23 protein-coding genes are annotated in these 25916 nt (G+C 69.9%); 10 read left to right on the forward strand and 13 right to left on the reverse strand.

The features are described 5' to 3' along the window. Nucleotides 1-389: 389 nt before the first annotated feature. The 3 genes from ACIBSV_RS30725 to ACIBSV_RS30735 all read left to right on the forward strand — a co-directional run bounded on the left by ACIBSV_RS30725 (nt 390) and on the right by ACIBSV_RS30735 (nt 3700). Entirely contained in the window at nt 390-2741 is a 2352-nt protein-coding gene (locus ACIBSV_RS30725; RefSeq protein WP_395868748.1) for a PQQ-binding-like beta-propeller repeat protein, read from the forward strand. Nucleotides 2742-2901: 160 nt separating this feature from the next. Further along, nucleotides 2902-3225 carry a hypothetical protein gene (locus tag ACIBSV_RS30730; protein WP_395868750.1) on the forward strand — a complete coding sequence of 108 codons (324 nt, stop codon included), beginning with the start codon at nt 2902-2904 and terminating at the stop codon, nt 3223-3225. Between the two features lie 100 nt (nt 3226-3325). After that, a complete protein-coding gene (locus ACIBSV_RS30735; RefSeq protein WP_395868751.1) occupies nt 3326-3700 on the forward strand; it encodes a hypothetical protein in 375 nt (124 codons plus the stop codon). Between the two features lie 523 nt (nt 3701-4223). Here the strand turns inward: ACIBSV_RS30735 and ACIBSV_RS30740 are convergent. The 3 genes from ACIBSV_RS30740 to ACIBSV_RS30750 all read right to left on the reverse strand — a co-directional run bounded on the left by ACIBSV_RS30740 (nt 4224) and on the right by ACIBSV_RS30750 (nt 6659). Then, complete coding sequence (locus ACIBSV_RS30740; protein ID WP_395868753.1) at nt 4224-4931, reverse strand: hypothetical protein; 708 nt, start codon at nt 4929-4931, stop codon at nt 4224-4226. Nucleotides 4932-5259: 328 nt separating this feature from the next. Continuing rightward, nucleotides 5260-5823, reverse strand: a complete 564-nt coding sequence (locus ACIBSV_RS30745) for a dihydrofolate reductase family protein (protein ID WP_395868755.1) — start codon at nt 5821-5823, stop codon at nt 5260-5262. A gap of 422 nt (nt 5824-6245) precedes the next feature. Further along, entirely contained in the window at nt 6246-6659 is a 414-nt protein-coding gene (locus tag ACIBSV_RS30750; protein ID WP_395868757.1) for a Dabb family protein, read from the reverse strand. Between the two features lie 121 nt (nt 6660-6780). Between ACIBSV_RS30750 and ACIBSV_RS30755 the strand changes: the two genes are divergently transcribed. Both ACIBSV_RS30755 and ACIBSV_RS30760 read left to right on the forward strand, forming a co-directional pair. Continuing rightward, on the forward strand, nt 6781-7434 hold the full coding sequence (locus tag ACIBSV_RS30755; protein ID WP_395868759.1) for a TetR/AcrR family transcriptional regulator: 654 nt from the start codon (nt 6781-6783) through the stop codon (nt 7432-7434). Nucleotides 7435-7691: 257 nt separating this feature from the next. After that, nucleotides 7692-8207 carry a hypothetical protein gene (locus tag ACIBSV_RS30760; RefSeq protein ID WP_395868761.1) on the forward strand — a complete coding sequence of 172 codons (516 nt, stop codon included), beginning with the start codon at nt 7692-7694 and terminating at the stop codon, nt 8205-8207. Between the two features lie 87 nt (nt 8208-8294). On the opposite strand, the gene ACIBSV_RS30765 is transcribed toward ACIBSV_RS30760, so the two are convergent. Together ACIBSV_RS30765 and ACIBSV_RS30770 are read right to left on the reverse strand one after the other, a co-directional pair. Continuing rightward, complete coding sequence (locus ACIBSV_RS30765; RefSeq protein WP_395868763.1) at nt 8295-9191, reverse strand: aminoglycoside phosphotransferase family protein; 897 nt, start codon at nt 9189-9191, stop codon at nt 8295-8297. An 81-nt stretch (nt 9192-9272) separates the two neighbouring features. After that, on the reverse strand, nt 9273-10181 hold the full coding sequence (locus ACIBSV_RS30770) for an AraC family transcriptional regulator (protein ID WP_395868765.1): 909 nt from the start codon (nt 10179-10181) through the stop codon (nt 9273-9275). A gap of 407 nt (nt 10182-10588) precedes the next feature. Here ACIBSV_RS30770 and ACIBSV_RS30775 point away from each other — a divergent pair, with 407 nt between their 5' ends. The 3 genes from ACIBSV_RS30775 to ACIBSV_RS30785 all read left to right on the forward strand — a co-directional run bounded on the left by ACIBSV_RS30775 (nt 10589) and on the right by ACIBSV_RS30785 (nt 14758). Then, nucleotides 10589-11452 (forward strand): SDR family oxidoreductase, encoded by an 864-nt coding sequence (locus ACIBSV_RS30775; RefSeq protein ID WP_395868767.1) that lies wholly within the window; start codon nt 10589-10591, stop codon nt 11450-11452. 469 nt (nt 11453-11921) lie between these two features. After that, nucleotides 11922-12701 (forward strand): NAD(P)-binding domain-containing protein, encoded by a 780-nt coding sequence (locus tag ACIBSV_RS30780; RefSeq protein ID WP_395868769.1) that lies wholly within the window; start codon nt 11922-11924, stop codon nt 12699-12701. Between the two features lie 548 nt (nt 12702-13249). Beyond that, entirely contained in the window at nt 13250-14758 is a 1509-nt protein-coding gene (locus tag ACIBSV_RS30785; RefSeq protein WP_395868771.1) for a DUF4246 domain-containing protein, read from the forward strand. 199 nt (nt 14759-14957) lie between these two features. Here the strand turns inward: ACIBSV_RS30785 and ACIBSV_RS30790 are convergent, their stop codons facing one another. Together ACIBSV_RS30790 and ACIBSV_RS30795 are read right to left on the reverse strand one after the other, a co-directional pair. After that, on the reverse strand, nt 14958-15530 hold the full coding sequence (locus ACIBSV_RS30790; protein ID WP_395868773.1) for a dihydrofolate reductase family protein: 573 nt from the start codon (nt 15528-15530) through the stop codon (nt 14958-14960). 573 nt (nt 15531-16103) lie between these two features. Further along, the gene (locus ACIBSV_RS30795) at nt 16104-16286 is read right to left on the reverse strand and encodes a hypothetical protein (protein WP_395868775.1); all 183 of its coding nucleotides are present in this window, start codon (nt 16284-16286) and stop codon (nt 16104-16106) included. Between the two features lie 84 nt (nt 16287-16370). On the opposite strand from ACIBSV_RS30795, the gene ACIBSV_RS30800 reads away from it, so the two are divergent. Continuing rightward, entirely contained in the window at nt 16371-16982 is a 612-nt protein-coding gene (locus ACIBSV_RS30800) for a hypothetical protein (protein WP_395868777.1), read from the forward strand. A 52-nt stretch (nt 16983-17034) separates the two neighbouring features. Here the strand turns inward: ACIBSV_RS30800 and ACIBSV_RS30805 are convergent, their stop codons facing one another. The 3 genes from ACIBSV_RS30805 to ACIBSV_RS30815 form a co-directional block, all read right to left on the reverse strand. Beyond that, nucleotides 17035-17502, reverse strand: coding sequence for a VOC family protein (locus ACIBSV_RS30805; protein WP_395868779.1), 468 nt, complete (start codon nt 17500-17502; stop codon nt 17035-17037). A 578-nt stretch (nt 17503-18080) separates the two neighbouring features. After that, nucleotides 18081-19376, reverse strand: a complete 1296-nt coding sequence (locus tag ACIBSV_RS30810; protein WP_395868781.1) for an MFS transporter — start codon at nt 19374-19376, stop codon at nt 18081-18083. Beyond that, nucleotides 19373-19912, reverse strand: a complete 540-nt coding sequence (locus tag ACIBSV_RS30815; protein ID WP_395868783.1) for an ArsR/SmtB family transcription factor — start codon at nt 19910-19912, stop codon at nt 19373-19375. Before ACIBSV_RS30815 ends, ACIBSV_RS30810 begins: the two co-directional genes overlap by 4 nt. Before the next feature lie 503 nt (nt 19913-20415). Here ACIBSV_RS30815 and ACIBSV_RS30820 point away from each other — a divergent pair. Continuing rightward, a complete protein-coding gene (locus ACIBSV_RS30820) occupies nt 20416-21216 on the forward strand; it encodes a hypothetical protein (protein WP_395868785.1) in 801 nt (266 codons plus the stop codon). A gap of 322 nt (nt 21217-21538) precedes the next feature. Here the strand turns inward: ACIBSV_RS30820 and ACIBSV_RS30825 are convergent, their stop codons facing one another. From ACIBSV_RS30825 to ACIBSV_RS30835, 3 genes are all read right to left on the reverse strand, one after another. After that, on the reverse strand, nt 21539-23704 hold the full coding sequence (locus ACIBSV_RS30825; protein ID WP_395868787.1) for an MMPL family transporter: 2166 nt from the start codon (nt 23702-23704) through the stop codon (nt 21539-21541). 106 nt (nt 23705-23810) lie between these two features. Next, nucleotides 23811-24734 (reverse strand): RNA polymerase sigma factor SigJ, encoded by a 924-nt coding sequence (sigJ, locus tag ACIBSV_RS30830; protein ID WP_395868789.1) that lies wholly within the window; start codon nt 24732-24734, stop codon nt 23811-23813. 455 nt (nt 24735-25189) lie between these two features. Continuing rightward, the gene (locus ACIBSV_RS30835) at nt 25190-25885 is read right to left on the reverse strand and encodes a hypothetical protein (protein WP_395868791.1); all 696 of its coding nucleotides are present in this window, start codon (nt 25883-25885) and stop codon (nt 25190-25192) included. Nucleotides 25886-25916: the final 31 nt, after the last annotated feature.

Genomic DNA, 25916 nt, shown 5'->3' on the forward strand with positions numbered 1-25916 from the left:
GGGGCTCGGGCGTGGCCAGGACTTCGCGCATGGCCGCCACCCAGGCCACCGGTTCGCGTGCCCTTGGACACCCGCGAACCGCTGTTCCGCTGCGGGCACCCGCACTCGACCCGGTGACGACGTCCCTCCTCATCGGCACCAACGGCACGCCGGCAGCCGAAGCCGAGGCGGCACGCCGGTAGGACGCGGACGCCGCCGAGTCGTCCTTGCGGATCAAGACAATCGTGGCGCGGACGGCCGGGATGCGCCCCCTGCCCCCGGAATCACATCTCGGCACGACTGCCCGACAGGACCTGATGCGCGGGCGTGTCGCGCTTTTTGGCTGACCTTTTGACCATGATCACAGCGACTGGCAGGGTGTGGGAAATCGAGCGCGGTACAGGAGAACCATGGAGCCCTTGCACCACGACGACCCGCGCCGGCTGGGGCCTTTCAACCTGGTTGGTCGGCTGGGCGCCGGCGGCATGGGCCGGGTGTATCTGGGGCGTGGTCCCGGCGGCCGGACAGTCGCGGTCAAGACGGTGCGTTCCGATCTACTGGAGGACGGCGACGATTTCCGCCGTCGATTCACCCGCGAGATCGCCGCCGCGCGAGCCGTCACCGGCGTCTTCACCGCGCGGTTGGTGGACGCCGATCCGGACGCGGCCACACCGTGGCTGGCAACCGCCTACATGCCGGGCGTCACGCTCGCCGACGCCGTCGCCGCACACGGCCCGCTGCCGGTGCGAACCGTGCGCCATTTGGCCCGTGGGCTCGCGGTTGCGCTCGAGCACATCCACGCCGCCGGCCTCGTCCACCGCGATGTAAAACCGTCCAACGTCTTGTTGACGGCGGATGGGCCGCGGGTGATCGACTTCGGCATCGCCCACTTGGCCGGCGCGACCTCGCTCACCCGCGCGTCGCAAACCCTCGGCTCCATCGCCTTCATGTCGCCGGAGCAGTTCGAGACGGCCGAAGTCGGTCCGGCCAGCGATGTGTTCTCGTGCGGGATCGTCCTCGCCTACGCATCTACTGCCAAACTGCCTTTCGGCGAGGGGCCGTTGCCGGTTCTGCTTGCGAACATCACGCTTCATGAGCCCGATCTCGACGGCGTACCGCAGGAGTTCCGAAGCTTCGTCCAGGCATGTCTGACCAAGCGCCCGCAGGACCGGCCATTGCCGAGGGAACTCGTGGCGGAGCTGGACAACATGGTCGACACCAGTGATCCGAGCCGCGAGGCGGCCTGGTTGCCCGCCGGCGTTCTCCACCAAGTGGTGCGCGTGGCTACGGACGTGCTCGGCTCGGACTGGGCCGAGCAGGCCGCAGGGGGCGGCAGCGGAAATCCCGACCTCGGAGATTCGGCGCGGGCCGCGAATCCCTGGCTCGCACTTACTCCCGGCGACCCCCCGATATCCGCGGCGTCCGCGCCGCTTTCCGGCATCGCATCCGATTCCGCCCCGCCGACACCGCACGGGTACCCGCGCATCCCCAGTCCTCCGAAACCCGGGATGTACTACGGCGGGGCCGCGGCGCCGACCTCGACTCGGCAGCCGCACGAAGTCCCGCCCCCACGGGATCCGGAGGCCGCGGCGAACCCTTCGCCCCGTACGGATTCGGGCGGCCGGCCTGCCGGCCCGAGTCGCCGACGGTCGCTCTACCTCGGTGTCGGCGCTCTGGCGCTCGGGCTCCCGACCGCGGCGTTCCTCCGACGCCGCCACGACTCGAAGCCGAGCACGCCGGCGGGTCCCCCCGTGCTCTGGTCCCGCGACGTCGGCTCTCCCGGCCGGGCACTCGGCACTCCGGTCGTATCCGGCGGTCGGGTCTTCGTCAGTGTCGCGGGGAAGGAACTCGCGGCCCTCGACGCCCGTACCGGACGAGACCTCTGGCGCGTCCCCACCTTCGATCCCAAGTTGGAGGAGGTCCCCGTCCCCCACATGGTGCCCGTCGTCGCCAACGGCCTCGTGCACGTCGTCGACGCCAACCCCCGCAGGACCGCCGTGGAACAGGAAACGGGGCGGATCCGCTGGCAGATCGCGACGACCACGAGGCAGTCCCCCGGCTTCGGCTTCGACGGGGGGTTGCTGTGCTCCTGGAACATGACCGTTCCCGCGGAGGGTGCCTTTTTCTGGGCCGTCGAGCCGACCAACGGCGAGGTCCAATGGGGCCTCCCACTGGCAACGAGACTGTCCGCCCCGCCCACCGCGTCAGGGGATGTCGCGTACCTGGTCACCAACGGCGGTGGGTTGATCGCCATCGACCTGGCGAAACACCGGGAGTTGTGGCGAACGGAACCGCAGAGCTCCGGCGGGGCCTCCCGTCCGTTCCACGGGACTGTCACGTCCCTGGGCAACTCCGTCTGCTGGATGCCCGCCGCGGGTCGCATCGATGCGGCGGACCCCCGGACCGGCACCTTGCAGTGGAGCGCGACGGTCGCCGGGCGATTCGACAACCTCGGCACCGTGGTGGCCGCCGACGGTACGTTGTTCACGTCGAGCGCCGACGGCTTCGTCACCGCGCTGGCCGGTGTGTCGGGAGCAAAACGCTGGTTGCGCGAACTGACCGGGCCGCTCACGACGCCTGCGGTCGACGGCGGTGTCGTGTACGTCGCCTCGACGAATGGCCTGACCGCACTGGACGCCGTCGCCGGCCGCGTGAAGTGGGTCGTCCCGGAGGCCAGGGGAGGATCGGCGCGAATCTGCGTCAAGGACCGCGTCGTGTACGTTTCGGACGACGTCGGAGCACTGCGGGCGATCGCCCTCTGACAGACCGCTCAAGTCGGTCAACGCCGGTATCCGCTCCGCGTCAGCGAGGCTGTCGGCCGGCCGGCGGCCGGCGGATGTTCGGCCCGCCGGTGTCCGGCATTCGGACAGCCGCGCATAAAAGGCAGCGCACGAACGGTCGTTGCCCCTCAGGATGACGGCCATGCACAGTATCGAGTTCCTGAATTACCCCATCGGCGAGCAGCCGTCGGCCCTTCGGTGGGGCTTCCGCATAGACGGTACGGATCTGCGCGCGTACGCCGCCGATGCCACCCGCGACCTCTGGCGCCGGGAGCGCTTAGGCAAGGGCCCGGCCGAGGAACAACGCTTTCTGCGCGCCCAGCACGAGGGCCTTCACCTCTCCGAGGTCGGCGACCCCGTACGCCATTTCCTCGGCGACCCGGCCCCGAATTCGCCGACCCCTCCACCGGCACCACTCCGCTCCTGGGCTGCTCCTGCGGCCACTGGTCCTGTTGGCCCCTCCTGACGATCATCACCACCACCCCGGAGACGATCACGTGGTCCTCTCGATCAGCCACGGGCGGTCGCGTGACCAGGTCGATGGACGCCTCTGGCAGCATGGGCCGATGGAAATCGTCAACGACCCGGACGACCCCTGCCGACTGCTGATGGGCCAAGAGGTCAGCGCCGTGTCTTTCGTCCGTGATTACGTCGAACTGCACTTCGACGGACCGGTCTTGCGGGCGCTGAGCGACCCCTTCGGATCGTACGGAGGGCGCGAATGGCGTTTTCCCGCACGGGGGTCGCTGGAGCTCCTGCGCTGCTACATCGGCAAGACCGTCGACGGCTGTGAGTTGGATCCGGATCGGATCCTCGCCGTGAACTTCGGGGAACACCGCTTCGCCATCCCGCTGGGGCCTGCCTCACGTGTGGGCCCCGAGGCAGCCCACCTGGTCGGCGTCGACGAGCGCGGCCGAACCGGCGGGATGTGGATCTGGTGACAGGCGCAACACCAACGAGCGTGGACACGGCGGGCCCCGAGCTTCGAAGTTGGCGTCAACTCGGCTGAAGATAGTGGCATCTCTCCCTGACCGGACGTTGTGGAAGGCGCCGGCTGTCAGGTCGGGGCGCCCGATGGTTCGGGTGAAGCCCCGCGCCCGAGTTGCCGACGGGCGCGGGCATCAGCGGGCTCGCATGCCCAGGTCGGCGGACGTCCTCGATCTGCGAGGTGGGGCGTGGTGGCTGCGCCGGTCGGCGCGGTGGGCGGTGTGGTGTCGGCACGCTGGTGCACGAGGCCCGGATGCGCCTGATGCGGACGTTGCCGCCGCCGACGAGGATCGGCCGGATCTCGAACTCGGGCGGCCGAGCCCCGCCCGACGCCGCCCGCGATCGATCCGCGGGCGTGGCACCCGGTCGTCAGTCCTTCGCTCGGCGGACGGACGCGGACGCGGTCCGTTCGCGCGGTGTGGCGGTTGAGGTCGGCCGCTCCCTGTACCGACAGGTTTCTTGCAGCCCCGAGGCCGGTCAGTGCACGCGATCTCCGCACTTCGCCGGAAACAGCACGGCACCTGGCGGCAGTTCGCCCGGATGCCGGGAGATCACCCGCAGGCATGCTTCGGGAGAACCCTCGGCGGGCGGGTATTCGAGGGTGAGTTCGTTCAGCACGGTGACGGCACCGGCGAGATGCATTTCCGCCGCATGCGCGCCGTCGGGGAGACAACCGGCCAAGATGCCGAAGGCTGACGTGTCGCTGCCGTCGGCGACGCACTCGCGGATCTCGAAGCGCCAGTGCACGGCCGCGTCGGCCAGAAGCGACTTGCCCATCCTGCCCAGCCCGACAAGAAAATCGGCGCGAGCTCGCAGATGGTGGGCGATGGCACAGCAGATGGGAACCGCAGTGCCGTCGGAAGCCACCACCCGCGTGTACCCGGCGTGCGGAGTGCATGACAAAGCCTCGTCAAGCAGCCCCAACGCAGCGGCCTTTGCCGCCGGGTGACCCCGCTGGGCGATGTCCAGAAGCAGCGGGGTCGCGATCACGGCAGAGGGGAACACGGCGGCGCTGTGGCCATGCAGTATTCCACCGCCGCCGAGCTGCGAGCCGGCCTCCGCCGCCCGTACCAGGTTCGTTGCCTCGGAAAGAACACGAAGACCACGGGCGGCACGCTCGGGTTCATACCAGTCGGGATGGCCCGGTATGGAGCCCCAGTCCACCGCGTCGATCGCATCCGGCACAGCAGCATCCTCGCACGCGGCCGCCGCCACCCAGCAACGTCCGAGCCCCATCGATGCCTCGAACGTCCGTTGCCTACTTGCGCTTGTGGTCAGGGCCGGTGATCACGGCTTCGAGTTCGGTGACGATTCCGCAGCGCGGCGCCCGGCCGTCAAGGCGGCGACGGTCGCCCGGTGGCGTCGACCAGGCCACGGCCGCGGGTCATCCGCCGCCCCGCAGCGTTGAGCAGCGGCGACTGCGCCGGCCCGACCGCGTCCTCGACGCTTGTCCCGACCTTCCCGCAGCCGCCGACCTCGTCCGAGGCTTCACCGGACTCGGCGGACGAACCGGCTAACGTGCCACGCGGTGACGGAGGTAGACGAATCTCGAGGCGAAGGTGCGGGTCTCGACGAGTTCGAGATCCACCCGGCGCTCGCCGTGGGGAAAGAACGGAATGCCACCGCCGACCAGCACCGGGTAGACCATGGCCTGGTACTCGTCGATCAAACCCAGCGCGGCCGCCTCGGCGGCGAGAGTCGCGCCCCCGATCGCGATGTCGCCCTCCCCGGGCTCGGCTCGCAACCGCTCGATCTCCTCCGCCAGACCGCCGGAGGCCAGGCGGGCATTGCCCTGTACCGCCGACAGCGTGGTGGAGAACACCACTTTCGGGAGCGGCTTCCAGAGCGCGACCCATTCCAACTCGGCCTCGTCGAGCGAGGAATCCTGGTCGGCGGTCTCCCAGTACAGCATCGTCTCGTACAGCCGTCGTCCCAACAGGTGGACGCCAACCTGTCGAATCTCCTCGATCCAGAAGCGAAAGACCTCCGGGTCGGGCGCCGTCCAGTCGAAGTTGCCGTCCGGCCCGACGATATAGCCGTCAAGCGAAACGTTCATCGAATAGGTCACGCTGCGCATCAGACATCCTCCTCGTGAACGCCTTCGACAGTAGGACCGCCGAACGACAAAGGCGAGCCGGGAGCGGTGCGCTCACCTCCTTTCCTTCGGACGACCACCGAAAGGTCCGTCGCCTCGTCACAGAGTCGGTTTCGATAATCGGGGTCGATCACGCCAGGGGCCGCAGGGACGATTCCGGAAATGCGCAGACGACGCGGTCCGGCCCGACCGTCTCCTCCACCCATTCGCCCCGCATGGCAACAGGTTCGGCCCCGACCCGAACCGGCCGGGGCCGACGCCCTCAACATTCCGAGTGATCCTCAGCGCATCAACGGCTCGTCACACCAGGATCCGCGTCTGTTACCGCCCGCCGCAGCCGTGACCGCTCCGGGCCCGCCTTATCGAGATCTGCAACCGGCGCAGACTCACGGAATCCGCAGATCTCAACGCGTTGACTCCACCGCCACCTTCACGTCCGGAATCGCGTTCAGCATCTCTTCCCATTCCGGATATTTCTGCACCTTCGCCTGATAGATCGCCGCGATGGCGTCGGCCGGATCGGGTGACGAATCGTCGGAGAAGCGCACCGCGATCAGCCGCGCCAGCCGGGGAAGGATCACGAAATCGCCCGCCAAGTGCACGGGGTCGTGCATGTAGCGCTCCAATGCCGCCAGGTCCGCGATGGCGCAGAAGTACGCGTGGGTGAAGCCCTCGGCGGGGTCTCCCAGATCGCGGCCGACCGTCGAGAACGCCACCGACTCGACGCTCGCGGTCCGCCTGAAGGCGGCGAGCACCTCGACTCGCTCCTCCTCGGTTGTCTCGTCCTTGAACGCGAAGCGCTGCAGGCTGGCTATCACGGCCACTCCCTTCAATGAACCCATTGGTTCAGATAAGTAGGCTGGTGAGTACTCTGACACACGCAGACAAGAAAAGTGAACCGCTGGGGTCAGATTCGTTGACCCGCAGTATGCTGCGCACGTGACGGAAGCAGCTCCTCCAAGGGAACGGTTCGCGCCACGCGGGCGCATCGACAAGCGGCGAGCGATCCTCGACGCCGCCTTCGCGGTGTTCGCGCGGCACGGCTACGAACAGGCGGGCGTACGGGAAGTCGCCGCCGAGGCCGGCGTCGCCAAACCGACGATGTACAACCACTTCGCCGACAAGGAAGACCTGTTCCGGCACACCGTCGAGGCCGCCGCGGACGCGGTACAAACCGACTGCCTCGCCGTCGTCGACGACTTGCGCGCACCCGGCGAGGACCTCACGGCGGCAATGGAGGACATCGCGTACCGACTGCTTGTGCTCTGCTGCGACGAACGCTCCACCGCGCTGCGACGCCTCACCCACGCACAAGTGGTCCACTTCCCCGACCTTGTCGAGGCCGTCCACCGACGCACCTCGATCCGGATCGCCGAGTCCCTCGCCGACAGACTGGCCCGACTGTGTTTGTCGGGACGCCTACGCCCGTGCGAACCCGCGCAGGCAGCGGAACAGTTCCTCGCGCTTCTCACCGCTCCCATGGAAGCGCGTTCCCACCTGGGCAGCCGCAAAGTGACGGCCGCCGAAACCCACGCGATCGCCGCCGCCGCGGTCGACACGTTCCTACGCGCGTACCGGCCCGACCCCGCATGACGTCGACGGGAAACAACCAAGCCACGTAGACGACCCGGCTGTATTGCCCACCAGCGTTGTTGACACTGGAGGAGCGACCGACCGCGACCGAGGACGGCCGGGTCGCCTCGGACGATGCACGCACGGTCGGCTCGTGCGGTCGAGGATCGCGGACGGCCGTCGATGAGCGGTCGGTTCAGCCGTCCGACCGACTGCCGTCGACTCCCCCGCGGGCCGTCCAGGCGCTCGCAAGTGCGGCCTGCCCGCCGGCAGCCAAGTTGTGGGCGGTCATCGCGGGCGCGGCCGTGGTCTCGGTCGGTACGGCGCTCGCCTACTCCGCCCTGCCCATGCTGATCATGCGGGCGGTGCCGCTGGAGCAGACCGCCGCGGCGAACGGCCTCAACGTCCTCATGCGCACCATCGGGCAGGCCCTGTCCAGCGCGGTGGTCGCCACCGTACTGGCCCAGCACACCCGCCTGTTCGCCGACACGGCGGGCGTGGCCGTGGCGGCGCCGACCCTGGACGGGTACCGCATGGCGTTCGCCGCGGCAGGCGCGGTTGCGCCGGCGGCCTGCGCGGCCGCCTGCCTCATCCCGCACCCGCCGCGCCCCGCGCGGTCCCCCCTCCAGGAGACTGAACAAGATGCCCGACCCGAACTCCTCCCCGCGCGGCGCCCGCCCGCGAAGGACATCCAAGAACCCGCCGACACCGGCACCGCCGGCGCCGCACATTGTCGTCGGGGTGGAGCCATCCGCTCGGCTGCATGTGCAGTGATCGCCGGGAGTCGTCCGTGAGCCGAATCTGGACGGTTTCGTAGGAACGACCCAGCGCTTGGACGCCGTTCAGCCTGAAACGTTGAACGCCAAACAAGATTGCGGGCATCAAACGCCCTTCAGAACACGATCAAGTGCCGCGCGGCCGGCAGGTCCCCAGTTCGGCTTGCCGCCGGGAAGGCCCCGATCTCCGTTCCGCCCCATGAGCATCAGGAAGAGGCTCTTCATGGCGGCCAGCCCGCGGGCGCGCCGGATCGCCGACTCGTCCGCATGCGCGTACGTGTCGAAGAACCGTGTGGCCGTGCCTGCGGGTAGCAGCACCCATGCGGCGGCGAGGTCCCACGCCGGATCGCCGGCGAACAGGTCACCGAAGTCGACGATGCCCGAGAGCGTTCCGTCCGAGACGACGACGTTCGCGGGATGGAGGTCGCCGTGCACCCACACCGGCGGGCCCTCCCACGCGGGGGCCGCGACGGCGTCGTCCCAGACGGCCCGGACGTCGGCGGCGATGTCTTCGGGGGCGATGGCTTCGAAGAAGTGATCGAAGCCGTCCGTGCAGTTCCCGGGATGGGCACCGCGGTCCGTGGCGATCGGCGCCTCGACGGGCGCCTCCACGTGGAGCGCTCGGAGGAAGCCCGCCAGCGTGTCTGCCGCGTGGGCGCCGCGGCTGATCGAGCCGTGGTCCAGCGGCTCGCCGGGTACCCACGTCATCACGGTCCAGTGCTTGGGGAAGCGCTCGGACGGTTCGCCGAACCGCACCGGGGTCGGCACCGGGAGCGGCAGGCGCGGGGCCAGTACGGGTAGCCACCGCCGCTCCTTGAGCTGGAGCTCCGGGGTGGGGTCCATGCGCTGCATGCGCACGGCCAAATCGTCCCCGAGGCGCCACATCTGGTTGCCCCAGCCGCCCGCCACCTCGCGGACGGCCAGCCCCGCAAGGTCTGGATGTTGCTCCCGCAGCAGGTCGCGGACCAGCTCTGCGGTGATCTCGATCTCGCCGTCGGTCATGGGAAGTCACAGTACCGAGACGGCAGCCGAAGCGACTCTCGCCCTCCGGAACATCTCACCCGAACCGGCCTACCGGTGCCGTCACTTCTCACGAATGCGGTAGCGGCCGGGCGGGGTGCCGAACTGACGCTTGAAGGCGTTGGCGAAGGCGAATTCGGACGCGTAGCCGACCTGGTCGGCGACGGATGCCAGCGGCGCGTCGGAGTGCCGGAGGAGTCGGGCCGCGCTGGTCAGGCGCCACCAGGTCAGGTACGCGAGCGGGGGACGGCCCACCAACGCGGTGAAGCGGCGCGAGAACGCGGCGCGCGACAGGCCGGCGTGAGCACCGAGGGATTCGACGGTCCAGGGCGCGGTGGGGTTGTCGTGGACGGCGTCCAGCGCGGCGCGGACGACCGGGTCGGCGAGCGCGGCGGCCCAGCCGTGGGTCGGGTGGCCGACGGTACCGGCGGCGGTCGCGGCAGCCTCGGCGTACCAGGTGCGCAGGATGTAGACCAGCATCGCGTCCAGCAGTGCGGGGACGACGATGCCGGTCCCCGGCCGGGCCGTACCCAGTTCGGCGCCGAGCAGTTCGACGGTGGAACGCAGACCGGCACGTGCGCCGTCGTCGCCGCCGCCGCCCGGCGCTCCGCCGAGTTGCGCGGGGACATGCACGACCGGGGGAAGGCTGTCGAGCAGTGGGTGCGTGTGTGCGCGGTCCAGGTGGTACGCGCCGCAGAGCGTGACGGTCGTGGGAGTCGCGCCCGGCGGGAGCGCGGTGCGATCTCCCGCCGGTGGTGCGGCGAAGCGTTCTTCGAGCACGCGTGGTCGGCCGGCCGGGGCCGGCGGGTCGACCGGAGTGCCGTCGGGGCCGCAAGTCGGGGCGGCGAGGGGGCTGTCCGGGTGTTCGGCGAGGGCGTAGCCGTCGCCGTGCGGCAGGAACACGGCGTCACCGACACCGAGTGGGAGGGGCACGACGTCCGGCCGCAGCAGTACGCAGGGGCCGCGCAGCACGACGACGAAGCCCGCACCGGGGCCGCGGCGGAACTCCTGCCCCCCACGGGGCGTACCACTGCGCGCGAGCCGAACGCGGCACTCCGGCGCGCATGGTGGCGACGACGTCGCCGAGCAGGTCCATGCCCGACACGCTAGTAGCCACCTCGCCGGTCGCCGGCACAAGGACCTCGGGTTCCGAGGCTTCCTCCGCTTCGTCCGCTTCCTCGGGTTGCTCGGGTTGCTCGGGTTCCTCAGCCTCCTCGGCGATCCCGCGGGGCCATGCCGGCGCGAGGGTCTCGACCCCGATACGTCTGCGTATTTTCCGAAGACGATGAGGCATTGGGTGACTTCCCGTCCCGTTCTACGGTCGTGGAAGACCCCGTGACCGGCCTCCTGCGAGAGGCCTTGCCTCCAGGAGCGTTGCCATGCCCACAGACCTGCCCATTGCGGTGACCGGAGCGACCGGGACGGTCGGACGAGCCCTTGTTGCGGCCCTTCTGGACGGCGGGCATCGGGTACGGGCGCTGGTGCGGGATCCGGAGACCTCGCGGTTCGCCGACGCCGACGGACTGGAACTCGTCCGTGCCGACCTGACCGATCCGTCCACGGTGGCCGCGGCCGCGCGTGGGTGCGAAGCAGTTTTTCTGGTCTGGCCGTTCGTGAAGGCGGACGGTGCCGAGGAGACCGTGGCGGCACTGGTTGAGGCCGGGATCCGCCGCATCGCCTACTTGTCCTCCGTGGTTGCGGACGACGATCCGTCGCGACCCGATGGTGCGGTCGAGAAGCTCGTCGAACAAGCTGTGCCGGACTGGACGTTCCTGCGCCCGCACGGCTTCATGGCCAACGCCTGGCACTGGATGGCCGACCTGCGCGCCGGCGGAAGCGTGCAGGCGGCCTACGGCGCCGCCGCGACGGCCCCGATCCACGAAGCCGACCTCGCGGCAGTGGCGGCACTGGCATTGACCGAGCCGTACCACAGCGGACGCCGCTACGTCCTGACCGGCCCTGCGGTGATCACCCAGGCCGAACAGCTCGCCGCCCTCGCGGAGGCAACAGGACTTCCGCTGTCCTGGGAGGAGCTCTCCCCCGCCGCGGCACGCGAACGCATGCGGGCCGCGGGCCGGCCCCCACAGGTGGTCGACAAGGTCCTGGACTATCAGGCGCGACGAGTGCAGTTTCCCGAGGAAGTGCTGCCTACCCTGGCAGAGTTGACCGGCCGCCCAGGCCGCACCTTCGCCACTTGGGCCGCCGACCACACCCCAGCCCTCCGCGCCGCGCTCAAGGGCTGACGGGTGACGGGTGAGGGGTGAAGTCGACCGTCGGCGATCGACCGGGCCGGCACGACGCCCCGAGGGAAGCAAGGCCGATCGGATCGGGAGCGTGGTGGAAGCGGCCGTGACGCTGCCCGGGCTCCCCCGGACGGTGTACATGTGGCGCCCCCGGCCGGCCCGCACCGGCGGTGACGGCGGACGGCAAACGGCAGACGGCGGACGGCGGCTCCATCGCGGCCACCGGAGACGTGCGACGCTCCACGACCCGCCGCACCCGCCCGACACCTCCGGCGCGACCGGACTGCCGTCGGAGCTGGGCTGTGCCGGGATGATTGCCTGCCTGGCGGGCGTCGTCGCGGTCACAATGCTGTGGAGAAGACCGCGACCGACGTGACATCGGCTCCGTTCGATTCGGCACGCGAGGAACCGATGGCGTTCGTCGCGACCGTACAGACCGCACCAACACAGGTCACGACCACAGCGCACCATGGAGGAAGACACAGTGCAGCGCATCGGCATCATCGGAGTGGGCGAGATCGGCCGGGCCATCGTCGAGGGCCTGCGCGACGGGGGCGATGCGTCGCCGGACGTCTTCCTTTCTCCGCGAGGGGCCCGCACCGCAGCCGAACTCTCCGAACGCTTCGAAGGCGTCCATGTGTGCGCCGACAACCAGGAGGTGCTGGACCGCTCCGAGCTGGTGATCATCGCCGTACGCCGCCAAGACCACCACGAGGCGCTCGCCGGGCTGAAGGTGAACAACGACAGGACCGTGGTCAACCTGATGGCCGGCGTCGCCACCGACGACCTGCGCCGAACCCTCGTCACCGGCGCCCCGATCGTCCGCGCCATCCCGCTGCCCGCCGTGCGCGAGCGCCGCTCCGTCACCGTGACCTGCCCCTCGCACCCGCTGGTGGACTCTCTCTTCGACCAGCTGGGCGGAGCGCTCCCCGTCGCGGACGAGGACGCTTTCAACGCCTTCTCCGCACTGACCGGGACGCTCACCGCCCACTACGCCTACCTCGCCACACTCACCTCGTGGGCCACCGGCCACGGCATCGCCGCCGACGCCGCCGACCGGTACGTGCGCGGCCTCTTCCGGAACGTCGGCCGCTCCCTGGGCGACGAGAGCCGCCCTCTGCACCAACTCGCCGCCGACCACGAGACGCCCAAGGGGAGCAACGAGCGCATCCGCACCACCTGGTTCGATCCGGCCAACGCCGCAGCCCTCGAGAAGGCCCTGGACGACCTCCTCGCCGATCTGACGTAAGAGCAGCCGGCTGGGACATGCGTCCGGACCGGAAGCGGCGACTCCCCCACACGCCTCTCGCCAACGGTCGATCGTGAGAATCGGCCCCGCTCCGCCACCGACGACGAGGCGGTCGGGACCCCCGGGTGGCGGGAGCGCCCCAACCGGACGGTCGACCGAGGGCCTCGTACAGGAGTACGACGCGTTCCCGGTCGGTTTCCGGCACCGAGGACGCGGACGCGTGACAGGCCGCGAACGCCGCCTGCAGGCCGTACGAGCGCCTCCGCCGGCGCCTCCTGTGCGACGTCCTCGGCGAGTTCGAAGTCGGCGATGTAGCGGGCCGGCGCGCTGACGATCCGCGCGGACTCGATCCGCCGGACGGCCTCGGTGGCCCGCCGAGCCGACTCGGCGCTCGGCGGGCCCCCGGTCCCGTCGTGCGTCGGAGACGGCCGGTCCGCTCGCGCCACGACTGCTCCCCGATGATCCAGGCGATGACAGGGCCACAGGCGGTGTCGCTCTGCTGAAGTATCCTTCCCGCCACCGCACACCGACTGGGAGGATCAAGAGAATTGACCGGCCTGTCTGCTTTCCCGCTGCCCTTTCTTGCTTCCCGTTCCATATCGTTCGCGACACCCCGAACGCTGCGGGAACTTCAGATGATGCAGTGCAGCGCACACATCCGGGCGAAGCCGGGGTGGTTCGCCAAGATGAACGATGCCGACATCGTCGCCAGGTGGACGCAGGAAGCGGTCGCCCAGGGCCTCACCGAAGCACAGGTTCGTTACGTGCTTGCCGAACTCCTGCACTACGCCGCGTTGCGGGACGAACGAACCGGCGTCGAGGTGTCCGCCGTCGACGGGGTGTGGCAGTCGGACACGCTGATCGACGACAAGCTCCGATCCCGGCTGCGCGAGGCGGTTCGGGCTCTGGAACAGGTCCCCGAAGCAGAACAGGACTGGCATCCCGGATCCGACGGCCAGGTACTGGATCTGGTCCATCCCTCACTGTTCTGCCTGGTGAGAGGGGTGAGCGAGGCGCCCGAGCGGGCTTGGCGGAACCCGACGAGCCGCTACTCGAAGTACGAGGTCTCGGAGAAATTCCAGTGGCTACCCACGGACGTCGACGTCAGTGACGACGGCGATGTCGCCTTCCGTTCGTACGTCAACAACGTCCACCCCGAAAATCATCGTGAACTGGCCGCCGTACTACCGGACTTGTTGGCTCGCCTGCGCCCGCTGCTGGAGAACGTACTCACCGATCTGCGCCATCCGCGACCCCTGCGGATCGAGGCCGATCCCTACGGGTGGTACGACTCGGAGCCGGAGCCTCCGGACGAGTCCTCCTACAGTGATGAGGACGCCTACGACGAAGCCGTTCACGCATGGGAAGCGGCTCAGGACGACTGGTGGGAAAACCGCCGTCCGGTCGTCCCGGACGCCCCGGCCTTCACCCCTCCCCGGTTGCCCGATGAATCCGCCCGAGTCGACCTGCGCGGCCGCCGTCTCCAGGTCATCGTCAAGCTCGCCACCATTCATCTCACCCCGGACAAGCCCGAATACCCGGGCGGTTCCTGGCATGTCGAGGGAATGATGAACGAGCGGATCGTCTCTACCGCCATCTACTACTGGGACAGCGAGAACATCACCGAAAGCACGCTGAGCTTCCGGGCGGCTCTCGACGACCCGCGCTACGAACAGAACGACGACAACGGCGTGCGTGACGTCTACGGCTTGGAGGACGAAGACGCACTGAACCAGATGCTGGGATTCGCATCGACCCCAGCGGGCCGCTGTCTGGCGTTCCCCAACATCCTGCAACACCGCGTCGGCTCATTCCGGCTCACGGATTCCACCCGCCCGGGATATCGCAAAATTCTCGCGTTCTTCCTGGTCGACCCGTCGCAAAGGATCGTCTCGACATCCGATGTGCCGCCGCAACAACCATGGTCCGACACCTCGACCATGACGCTCGAACAGGCCAGGAACCACCGCGAACAACTCATGCAGGAACGCAAGTTCTTCGTCGACGAACACAACGAGCAGATCTACGAACGACAATTCTCCCTCTGCGAGCACTGAACCTTTCCGTCCGGAATGGGTGACCACCGGGGAGGGCCGGTAGGCGTCCGGGCCCGGCACCCTCGCGCCGACCGGCAGCGGCACGTCACGACCGGCAGACGGCGAGGCGTCGCCGACCGCGGTCCGTCGGCGGGCATTTCGGTGACGCCGGTCCCGGAACGCCCGCCCGGCGCCCGGGTCGCACGCCGCGGGAGCGTGGTCAGCGGACGACGTCGAAGACGTTCTTCTGCAGACCGTTGGCGTACGCCTCGTGCTCGACCAGCTTCAGCTTCTGGGTGTCCTTGTCCGTGGCGCTGAACAGGCGCTTGCCCGCGCCGAGCAGGAGCGGGAACACGAGCAGGTGGTAGCGGTCGATCAGGCCCGCGTCCGACAGGGCCTGGTTCAAGGTGGCGCTGCCGTGCACGATGATCGGTCCGCCGTCGGTCTCCTTGAGCGCGGCGACGTCCTCGAGGGAGCGCAGGATCGTGGTCTCGCCCCAGTTCGACACCAGGTCGCCCTCGGACAGGGTGGTGGAGACGACGTACTTCGGCATCACCTTGTAGTCGGCGAAGTCCTCCATGTCCGGCCACACCGCGCTGAACGCCTGGTAGCTGACCCGGCCCAGCATCATCGCCGCGGCCTCCTGCTGCTCACGGCCCTTGATCTCGAACGCCTCGGGAAGGAACTCGATGTCCTTGAAGGTCCATCCGGAGTTGCGGTAGCCGGGCTCGCCGCCCGGGGCCTCCACGACGCCGTCGAGCGAGATGAACGCCGTGCTGATCAAAGTGCGCATCGAGGGTTCCTTGGTGTCTCGTGCCGGTTCTCGGCGGGTTCGGTCGGTGCGTGCTCATGTCGCGGCGCACCGGTCATCATCTTGGACTGTGGTCCGCGGGGAAACTCATCGGCGCCCGCCCCATCTCTCCATGCGCCCGGCGGCGGACGACGTGCGCGGGGTACGGGCCTTCGACGCCACCCCGGCCCGGACGCGGCAGCCGCTGTGCGATTCGGGGATGGTGAGGGACGAGCGGATGGGCGTATGGATGATCGGTCGAGTGTGCGTCCGACTCCACGTCGGCCTATCACCAGTGGGACCGTACCGGGTGACGACCGCGCGGCGCTTGCGTGAATAGCGGCGATCACCTCGTGTCGTGACATGACCCGCCGGCGAACTCTCGTTGTCCCAACAGGGAACTCTCGCTGCGAGGCGATGTTGGTTTCGTCCTATGGTCTCCGACCCCGAGGTCGGCAACACCAAGGCCGGGGCCGCGGCCTCGACGCTTCCGCAGTGGACCGGCCAGGTCGAGGCGATATCCGAGGTCGACGGCGCGTCGCTGACCATCTCGACCGGCGACCTGACGGTCACCGACTACGTACGCTCGCCGTCGGCCCGTCGAGCGCCGACCACTCCGTCGACGCCGGACAGGCGCAGGGGCGTGGCACCGTCTGGACCACGGATCCGGCCGCGCTGCTCGACCACCGTGCCGCGCTGCCCGTGGCGCTGCTCGTCGCCGCGATCGTGGGCGCCTTCCATGCCTGCGCGCCGGGTCACGGGAAGATGCTTGCGGCAGGTTTCCTCCTCGGCGGTCGGTCCCGAGCGCGACATGCGCTGTGGCTGGGCGTCATCGTCGCGACCATGCACACCGCGTCGGTGGCCGCGCTCGCCGTCGGGTGGTGGCTCGCCGCCGAGAGCGCCCCGGACGTCGCCGCACTGACGAGCCGGCTTCAACTGATCGCCGCGCTGGTCGTGGTCGGCGTGGGAGTGAACCTTCTCCGACGCCACCGGTCCACCCTCACCCACCGACACGGCCACGATCACACGCACGGGCACAGCCACAGCCACAGCCACAAGGACGGACACGGCCACGGCCACACGCACGGGCACGGGCACAGTCATGTCGTCCCCACCGCGTCGCTGCTCACCAGGCGCGGCCTCGTGCCGCTCGGCACATCCGGCGGCCTGCCGCCCTCGCCCTCCGCGTTCCTCGTGCTGCTCAGCGGGCTGCTCACCGGCCGATTCGGTGTCGCCCTCCTGATGGTGGCGGCCTTCGGCGTCGGTATGGCGCTGACTCTCACCGGCGTCGGGCCGGCCGTACTACGGGGACGCGACGCGCTACTGGCTCAGGCATCCAAGTCGGCGAAGCTGCGCGCATGGACCCTGCGACTGCCGGTTGCCGCAGCCTCGGCCGTCGCGGCCGGTGGTGCCGTGGCCTCCGCGATGGCGGCGGGGCACGTCCTGGCCCCGTGACGTGCGGCGATCTTCACCGGCCCGCGCTCGCACCGCGCGTGGACGCCGTGGATCAGTCGCCGCTCTGCATGGCTTCCTCGGCCCGTTTCGCCATTTCGTCCTCGGGGACGTCCTCGACGTGCGAGGCGACGCTCCAGCGGTGGCCGAAGGGGTCCTCGAACTGGCCGGCTCGGTCGCCGTAGAACTCGTTCTTCACCGCCCGGAGTTCCGTGGCGCCGTTGGCGAGGGCACTCGCGAAGACCGCGTCGACGTCCTCGACGTACACGTGCAGGGTCACCGGCGTGCCACCCACCGCCTTCGGGCTGCGGAAGCCCATGTCCGGGTACTCGTCCGCGAGCATGACGATCGAGTTGCCGAGTTGGAGTTCGGCGTGGCCGATCTTGCCACCGGGCGCGGGCATCCTCATGCGCTCGGTCGCGCCGAGGACGGAGACGTAGAAGTCGATCGCGGCCGCTGCTCCGTCGACGCAGAGGTAGGGCGTAACGCGCGGGTAGTCCTCGGGCACAGGTTTGACGCTCACGGTTCCCGCCTATCCAATCAATGGCAGATGGCCGACAGTTCGGCACGACAGTCGACCCGGGCAAGGTGCCATGCCGGGTATAGCCGACATATCGGATCAGCCTGACATGCGGCACGGCAACGTGTGGCCAGGCACGCCGTGTGCCGAACCTTCATCCATCGATTGCCCCCGAAGGCCCGCCATCGTGGCCGCACACGCCCTCCACCGGCAGTCGCGACGGCGAGGGACGCCATCCGCCCGCCACTCGCCAGCCACCGACGGCCGGACATGGCCCGGTCACAGGTCTACTCGACCAGTAGGGGCGGCATCATCCTGATGGCCGAATCCCCCGCCGACGCCCTGGGCCCGGACGGCATCAGGGTCAACGAGAAGTTCGCGAACCGCTACAAGGAGCCGCGACCCAGGCCACCGCCTCGCGATGTGCGTCTTCGCCGTCCGGCCCCGGTAACGCGCCGCGCACACACCCGCGCCCGCGCGGGGAACTTCGGGCGCTTTCAGACGGACCCCGAGGCCCATCCGTCCGGAGTCGCACTCGGGTGCGTCCTCGGATCCGGCCGACGCCGACTTCCGCGAAAGCGTCACGACAGTTCGGGCGCAGCTTCCCGGACGGGATCCGCGGATTCGGGGTGGCCCGGACCGCCGGCCGATGCGGCGTCACGCAGCGCCGCCTCGACCCGGCGGTTGCCGGTCATGGTCGCCGTGACGGCGGTCATGGCGAGCAGGAGGCCGGCGGCGGCGTAGAGCGGGGTGCGTATGTCGTACGCGGTGGCCAGCCAGCCGCCGAGGAAGGCGCCGAACGGGGCCGCGCACAGGCCGAGCATGCGGGAGGTGGAGGCGACCCGGCCCATCAGGTGAGCGGGGACGATCGCCTGCCGAAGGGAGGGCCCGAGCACCATCGTGGCGCCCATGCCCGCCCCGCAGACGGCGAGTGCGAGCCCGGCCACGTACGGATTCGGGGCGGCGGCAAGCCCCAGGATGGCAAGCCCCTCCACCGCTGCCGTGCAGGTCAGCGCGGTGCCGGTGCCGAGTCGCCGGCCGAGGAAGGAGGCGATCGCGGCACCGAGCAGACCGCCGGTGGCCTCTGCCGTCAGGAGCAGGCCGTAGCCGAACGTGTCGATGCCGAGACGCTCGTGCGCGAAGAGGGCGAGTACGGTCTCCACGGCGAGGAAGGCGACGTTCCCGACCGCCGGACGAAGCGCGAGTCCGAGCAGCAACCGGTCCCGGAAGACGTACGAGGCCCCGGCCCGCGCCTGTCGAAGCAGCGACTCGCGGGCCTGCGGTACGGGCCGCGGCACGGCGGGCAGCGACCGAACGAGCAGTGCGGAGAGCGCGAACGACACCGCGTCGGCGACCAGCGGAACCGCCCGCCCGAGTGCGAGCAGCGCACTGCCCGCGGGCGGCCCCGCGAAGCCGGACGCAGCGGTCTGGGCGCCGCGCAGGCGGGAGTTGGCACGCTCCAGCAGTACGGGGTCGCGGCCGAGCAGATCCGGCAGGTAGGCCGTGGCGGCCGTGTCGAAGAAGAGTCCGCCGAGGCCGAGCAGGAAGGCGACGGCCGCGAGCAACGGAACGCTCAGCACGTCCAGCATGGCCGCCGCCACCGGTATCGCGAGCAGCACCGCACGCGCCGCGTCCGCGACCCACATCGTGCGCCGACGGTCCCAGCGGTCCACCAGCGCACCGCCGAGCACCCCGAAGAGCAGCCACGGCAGCGTCCCGGCGGCCGTGACGACGGCGAGCGCCATCGGATCCCGCGTCAACGTCAACGCGAGCAGCGGCAGCGCGGCGTGCATCACCCCGTCACCGAGCGAGGACACCGTCTGCGCGGTCCACAGCCGTCCGAACCCCGTCGGCAACTTCCCAACATCCGAGGTCACTTGGCATCGCCCTCGGCTTGCTCGCGCGGCGCCGGCCGGAACAGCGCGAAGGCGAGCGACACGTCCGGCAGCGACGGATCGGACAGCTCCCGATACTCGTCCGCCAGTGCCTGCAGCCGCGCCCCCAGCTCCGCGAACTGCTCACCGGTGAGCCGCAGATGCGCCATCCGTACATGCCGCTCGGCATCCACCGGTGCCGCCTCCAGGTCCGCCACCACATGCCGCATCAGCACATCCGGCTGCCCCGCCCCCGGATCCGGCAGCACGATCGCCTGCGCGGCCATCGCGTAGTACCGCTCGGTGACCCCCCGCACCTTCCGCGTCCGCACCACCTTCACCAGGCCGGCCCGCTCGAGCAGCCGCACGTGATAGCTGGAACTCCCCTTCGCGAGGCCCACCCGCGCGGCGATCTGCGTGATCGTCGCCGGCTCGAAGCGGAGCACGGCCATGATCCGGTGGCGCGTGAGATTGGAGACGGCACGCAGCTGCTCCTCGGTGGTGACGTGAAACGACTCGGGAAGATCATCGGCAGGCATGCGCCCAATGGTCAACGATTCTTGACCATTGGGCAAGGGGATTCCGTACGGTCCTTCGGAATCCCCCGTCCGACGCCGAGCCCCAACGGAACGGCCCTCGGTGATCACGCCGTCATGGACCCCACCCATCCGAGCGGCTGCGCGCCTGCCGGTAGTCGATGCCCGGCCATCCCACTCGGCGAAGTCCCAGTCGTGTTCGGTGCCGTGGACGAGTTCGTGGAGGCCCGAGCGGAAGAAGCTCGGAAGGCCGCGGGCGCGCGGGGGCTTTCCCACCGCATTTGCAGTCCCGATTGCGCGAGGATGCGCCCACGCGCGTGCCCGCGTAGGACAATTTCCTCACCCGGAGCACACACCGGTACCCGCGGAATCGAAAAGGCACCCGCACATCCGCTTCAGTGCACCACCGCAGGTCGGAGGGTAACTCTCCCGACTCTCCACTGCGACACACGTATCGTCGGACAAACCCTGCTCCCGGCACACCGCCCACAGAAAGACGGAAACTCATGCCCTCCGCGCGTAAACGATTGACCGCGGCGGCGGTGGCCCCGCTGCTGCTGTTCGCCGTCGGCTGTTCCGACGACTCCGGCAACTCCGGCAACAACGCGGACGGCAAGAGCGGTTCGCCGACGACCAGTGCCACGACCGGATCCTCCACCAGTGCCCCCGGTTCCCCGCAGGCGTCCGGGTCCGGCACCCCCGCGCCGTCCGGCAGCGGCACGTCACGACCGTCGGATGGCAAGGGCTCACCGGCCAAGACGCTCAACGCGGCGCAGCTCGGGGCGGCATTCGTGGTCGCCGCCGACCTCCCGTCCCCCGGCTGGCGGGTTACGACGCCGGAGGTCGAGGAGCCGGACGTGTCGACCGTCGACAAGCCTGCCTGCCAGCCCATCATGGACCTGATGGGCGGAGGCGGCGCGACCCATACCTCCGTCGCACACATCAGCGGCGAGCTGACCCCGCCGGGCGCGGCGAAGTCGCAGTACGCGTTCTCCCTCGCCTCGTATCAACCGGGCGCGGCCGAGAAGCTGTTGAAGGACGCCAAGGCGGCTCTCCCCTCATGCGGCACCTTCCGCTACGGCACACCGTCGCTGACGTACCACGTAACGCCGTTGCCGACCCCGAACGCCGGTGACGAAAGCATCGCCTTCAAGGTCTCTTCCGACTTCGGCCTCAGCGCCAGGATGACCACGACCCGCGCCGGTTACGTCATCGTGCAGGGCGCCTCGCAAAACGCCGACCAGGAGCTGCCACCGGGCGTCCACAAGGCACAAACCGACAAGGTCACGGCGGCGCAGCGCGGTTGAGACGTCGTCTCGTTCGGAGTACCGGCGGTGGCGGACGAGTGCAGCGACAGGCGCGCCCGGGTCACCATCGCCACCGCGCCCGGCCATCGGTGGTCGCCGACGGCCGGCGACGCCGACCAGGGTCGAACCACCCCCGGACCCCGTGTCGCCGGCCGATCGCGTCGGCGCCCGCCGGCCCGGGACGGGACGCGGACGCGTTGGGCCCGGAGCTTGCGCCGCGCCACGCGTACGCCGACGCCTGGCACTTGGTGTCGGCCGCGACGGCTCACGCCCGGTTGGCCGACCTCGACGCGGCTCCGGCGGGGGTACACCGCCTCGGCCGTCAGCCGCGCTCCACCTCCACGCGAGGCAGCAGCCGATCCAGCCACGCCGGCATCCACCAGGCCCAGCGGCCGAGGAGTTGCATCATCGCCGGTACGACAAGGCACCGGATGACCACCGCGTCCACGAAGATGGCCACCGCCATGCCGAACCCGATCTGCTGGAGCATCCGCTCCGGACTGAGCATGAAGGCACCGAAGACGGCGACCATGATGGCCCCGGCCGCGGTGATCACCGAGCCGGTGTGGGCGAGGCCCTCCCGGACCGCGAACGCGCTGTCACGGGTCCGGGTCCACTCTTCGCGGATGCGCGAGACCAGAAAGATCTCGTAGTCCATCGACAGCCCGAACACGATCGCGAAGATGGTCACCGGGATGTATGCCTCGACCGGACCGGGTTCGATGCCGAACATGCCACGCTGGAACACCAACGCGATGGCCCCCAGTGCGGCCCCGATGCTCAGCAGGTTCAGCAACGCCGCCTTGATCGGGATCAACATCGAACGGAACACCACCGTCAGCAACAGCACCGACAGGCCGACCACGATCGCGACGAACAGCGGCATCCGTCGGGCCACCTTGTCGGCATAGTCCTCGGTCACCGCGGTGGCTCCGCCCACCAGGTACCGCGCCCCCGTCTGCGTGGACAGGCCCGGCAGCACGTCGTCTCGCAGCGTCGAGACCAGCTCCGAGGTCCGTTCGTCCTGCGGCGCCGAAACCGGATGCACGATCACGGTGGCGACCGCGCCGTCGCGGGTGACCATCGGCGTTCCCGCGGCCCGCACCCCCGGGGTCTCGCCCAGTACCCGACGCGCGGTCGCGCCCGCCTGCTCCGCACCGGCGTTCCCGCCGTCCACCACGACGATCAACGGACCGTTGAAACCGGGACCGAACCCCTGCGCGAGCAGATCGTAGGCGCGGCGGCTCGTGGTGTCCGGCGCGTCGTTGCCCGCGTCGGCGAACCCCAGTCGCAAGGTCAGCGCCGGCGCGGCCAGTGCGCCGAGCCCGAGCACGCCGACCAGCAGGGCCACCATCGGCCGTCGCTGCACCGCGTTCGCGATCGCGCGCCACATCGCGCCTTCGGGCCTGCGGCCACGCGCGGCGCGCTTGGCCGCCCGTACCGTGAACTGCCGCGCGAAGCGCTCCCCGAACACACCGAGCAGGGCGGGCAGCAGGGTGAGCGCCGCGAGCATGGTCACCAAGACCGTCAACGCCACACACAACGCCATGCCCTGCAACGACCCCAGGCCCAGGGCGACCAGCCCCAGCAGGGCGAGGATGACCGTACAGCCGGCGAAGAACACGGTCCGACCCGCGGCTTCGAGCGCCGTCTTGGTGGCCGGCTCCGGCGCTACGCCGCGCACCAGTTCGGCGCGGTAGCGGACGAAGATCAGCAACGCGTAGTCGATCCCGACGCCCAACCCGACGAGCATCATCACGTACGGCGTGTAGTCGGCGATCGTGAACAGCCGCGACGCCAGGATGATCACGCCCAGGGTGGAGCCGACCGCGAACAGCGCGGTCACGATGGGCAGTCCGGCGGCGATGACCGTCCCGAACATCAGCACCAGGACCACCAGCGCCGCCAGGAGGCCCACTCCCTCGGCCGCACCACCCTGCCCCTGACCCATCAACCGCGCTGCACCACCGCCCAGTTCGACCCGGAGCCCATCCCCCGCGACTCGCCGCGCGACGTCGTCGACGCGCTCGCCGTCGGCTTTGGTCACCTGGTCCGAAGGCGTGCTCAGAATCACCGTCGCATACCCGATCGTGCCGTCGGGGGCGATCGACGCGGGATCATCATAGAGACCGAACACGGCTGCCACATTCGGGAGTTCGGCCACCTCGGCCAACATGCCGCGGACCCGCTCGGCGGTCGCCGGAGCCCGCAGACCGCGCTCGTCGCGCAGGACGATCTGTACGCTCTCGCCCGCCTGCTCGGAACCGTGCGCCGCGAGCAGGTCGGCCGCGCGTTGCGAGTCGGTGCCCGAGAGGGAGAAATCCTGGCGGTAGTCCTCACCCACGGACGAGGCGGCGCCCCAGACTCCGATGAGCACGGCAAGCCACAGCACGAGCGCGAGCCGGCTGCGACGGAAGGCCAGGCCGGCGATTCGGGCGAATATGCCCTCTCTGGGCGTTACTTCTGTTGTCTCTTCGGTGATGGTCATGATCTCTCCGGTCTCTGCGGCTCTCCGGCTCTCCGGCTCTCCGGGCGTGCGAAAGCAGCCCACGGGCGAGCCGTGGGGTCGATCTGTGCTGGGGTCGATGCGGGGATCAGTCCGGCGGAGGTGGAACGGACGCCAGTTTGTGCGGGTTGCGGACCACGTCGATGGCCGTGATCCGTCCCGCGTCCACCGTGAAGGCGGCCACCGAGAGCACGCCGTCCATGCCGCGCAGCAGCAGGCCGGGCGAGCCGTTGACGTCGGTGGGCCGCACCTCGTCGAGCGGATGCCGGGTGAAGTCGAGCATCAGCCCGGCCACCTTCTCGGCTCCGCGCACGGCGTGACGCAATGCCGTGACCACGCCGCCGCCGTCGCCTCGGCACACCACATCGGGGTCGAGCAACGTCACCAGCCCCTTCAGATCGCCCTCCCGGCACGCGGCCAGGAACGCGGCCACCAACTCCCGCTGTTCGGCCGCGGTGGGCGGAAAGCGTGGTCGGGCGGTCGCCACGTCCCGGCGAGCGCGCGAGGCGAGTTGGCGTACGGCGGCCGGGGTACGGCCGACCACGTCCGCGATGTCGTCGAAGGGCAGCCCGAAGACGTCGTGTAGCAGGAACGCGGTGCGCTGTGCGGGGGAAAGCTGCTCAAGGACGACCAACAAGGCCATACTCACCGACTCGTCGAGGGTGACGCGGTCCGCGGGATCGAGCGCCTCGGGCCGAGCGACCAACGGTTCCGGCAGCCACGTCCCGACGTACCGCTCCCGCCGCGCACGAGCGCTGCCGAGCGCGTCCAAGGCCAGCCGGCCGACCGTGGTGATCAGCCATGCGCCCAGGTCGCGGATCGCCGCCGGGTCCGCGATGCCGCGCAGCCGGAACCAGGCCTCCTGGACGCAGTCCTCGGCCTCGCTCATCGACCCGAGCGTCATGTACGCCACCCGCAGCAACCGAGGGCGATGCGCCTCGAATTCGAGCGCGAGCGTGTCCTCGCCGGCCGGGTGCCCCGCCCCCTGTCCGTCGCCGAACCACGCGCTCATACCTGCGGCTCCACCGTCGACCGCGTCTCGAGCGAGCCGGCACGGCGTGCAACGTCCGCATGCTCGGCGACGGCCGGCCGTCTCGAACCCGCGGTCCGGTCGAGCGCATCGGTCGGCGGTACCGGCAGCGCCGTCGCCCACCGCCCGCTACTCCCGCGTCCGTGCACGCATCGGGCCGGTTCGCCCGTGTGGGCGATGTCGGTGACATCGGCGAAGGCCCCGACCGGCTCCGGCATCGCGACGGTTCGCGCCGGGATCGGACGACCCTGGGAAGATCCTCGACCGGGCGCACGCACCCCACCACCGCACGGACGTGGTTCGTCGATCATGCGGCGGCCTGTGCGCCCGTTTCCCCTGGCAACTGCGATTCTCATGCCCTCCAGACGACGCAGGTCCAAGGAGTGTGACATCGGCTCCGGAGACGACTCTTGGAACCGTCCGAATCCCAGTGGTGATTAAATCTCGTGGTGTTGACGCGGGAGGTAGGGGCTGAAGTGGTCTGCGACTGTCTCTGCGATCGCAGCGGCATCGCGGGAACCGTCGACTTCGATCACGCGGATGCCGAGTTGATGGGCGGTGTGGACGGCGTCCTTGGCAACGAGGTGATCCCGGGCGAGGCGGTTGGCCTGGGCTCGGACCGGATCGCTGACGCGGTGCCCGAGCGAGGCGGCTCGGGGAAGTTCGCGGAGTTGGTGTCGGCGGAACTCCGGCGTGGGCACCATGACGACCATCCGACGCGGTGAGTCGATGATGGGTGCGACGAGTTCGGGACGCAGTCCCCAGCCCTCGGCGATGATCGGGTGGCCCGAGACGAGTGCGCGCAGGTCGTCCAGGGCCCACTCGAACCGGTACGGGAAGCCGGCCAGGGTTTCGGTGGCCATCTCTTCCGGAGCGGAGTGGACCCACACCTTGTCCGGGTCGGGCTCGGTGGCGGGCTCTCCGAGGCTCAGGCGACGGGCGATCCGGCGATCGTTGTGACCGCGAGCGTCGTGGTAGTCGTAGTGATAGACGGTGACGCGGTACCGGACGGCCAGGAGCCGGGCCACTGTCGACTTCCCGGCCCATTGGCCGCCGCCGATCCACAATGCTCGGTGCAACGTCCCGAAGGGGTCCGGGACTTCGCGGCCCGCAAGGGAGTCATGGCTGGTCATCTGCTGTCCTCCTGCGTTGAGGTGCGGCGGC

This window comes from Embleya sp. NPDC050154 (assembly GCF_044460165.1).
In the GTDB taxonomy this organism is placed as follows: Bacteria; Actinomycetota; Actinomycetes; order Streptomycetales; family Streptomycetaceae; genus Embleya.

Coding starts and splice junctions, on each gene's coding strand:
- ACIBSV_RS30820 (WP_395868785.1), top strand. CDS start 20,416: ATGCCCTCCGCGCGTAAACGATTGACCGCGGCGGCGGTGGCCCCGCTG.
- ACIBSV_RS30725 (WP_395868748.1), top strand. CDS start 390: ATGGAGCCCTTGCACCACGACGACCCGCGCCGGCTGGGGCCTTTCAAC.
- ACIBSV_RS30745 (WP_395868755.1), bottom strand. CDS start 5,823: ATGCGCAGCGTGACCTATTCGATGAACGTTTCGCTTGACGGCTATATC.
- ACIBSV_RS30765 (WP_395868763.1), bottom strand. CDS start 9,191: ATGACCGACGGCGAGATCGAGATCACCGCAGAGCTGGTCCGCGACCTG.
- ACIBSV_RS30775 (WP_395868767.1), top strand. CDS start 10,589: ATGCCCACAGACCTGCCCATTGCGGTGACCGGAGCGACCGGGACGGTC.
- ACIBSV_RS30735 (WP_395868751.1), top strand. CDS start 3,326: ATGGAAATCGTCAACGACCCGGACGACCCCTGCCGACTGCTGATGGGC.
- ACIBSV_RS30825 (WP_395868787.1), bottom strand. CDS start 23,704: ATGACCATCACCGAAGAGACAACAGAAGTAACGCCCAGAGAGGGCATA.
- ACIBSV_RS30730 (WP_395868750.1), top strand. CDS start 2,902: ATGCACAGTATCGAGTTCCTGAATTACCCCATCGGCGAGCAGCCGTCG.
- ACIBSV_RS30790 (WP_395868773.1), bottom strand. CDS start 15,530: ATGCGCACTTTGATCAGCACGGCGTTCATCTCGCTCGACGGCGTCGTG.
- sigJ (WP_395868789.1), bottom strand. CDS start 24,734: ATGAGCGCGTGGTTCGGCGACGGACAGGGGGCGGGGCACCCGGCCGGC.
- ACIBSV_RS30800 (WP_395868777.1), top strand. CDS start 16,371: ATGCACACCGCGTCGGTGGCCGCGCTCGCCGTCGGGTGGTGGCTCGCC.
- ACIBSV_RS30780 (WP_395868769.1), top strand. CDS start 11,922: ATGGAGGAAGACACAGTGCAGCGCATCGGCATCATCGGAGTGGGCGAG.
- ACIBSV_RS30835 (WP_395868791.1), bottom strand. CDS start 25,885: ATGACCAGCCATGACTCCCTTGCGGGCCGCGAAGTCCCGGACCCCTTC.
- ACIBSV_RS30815 (WP_395868783.1), bottom strand. CDS start 19,912: ATGCCTGCCGATGATCTTCCCGAGTCGTTTCACGTCACCACCGAGGAG.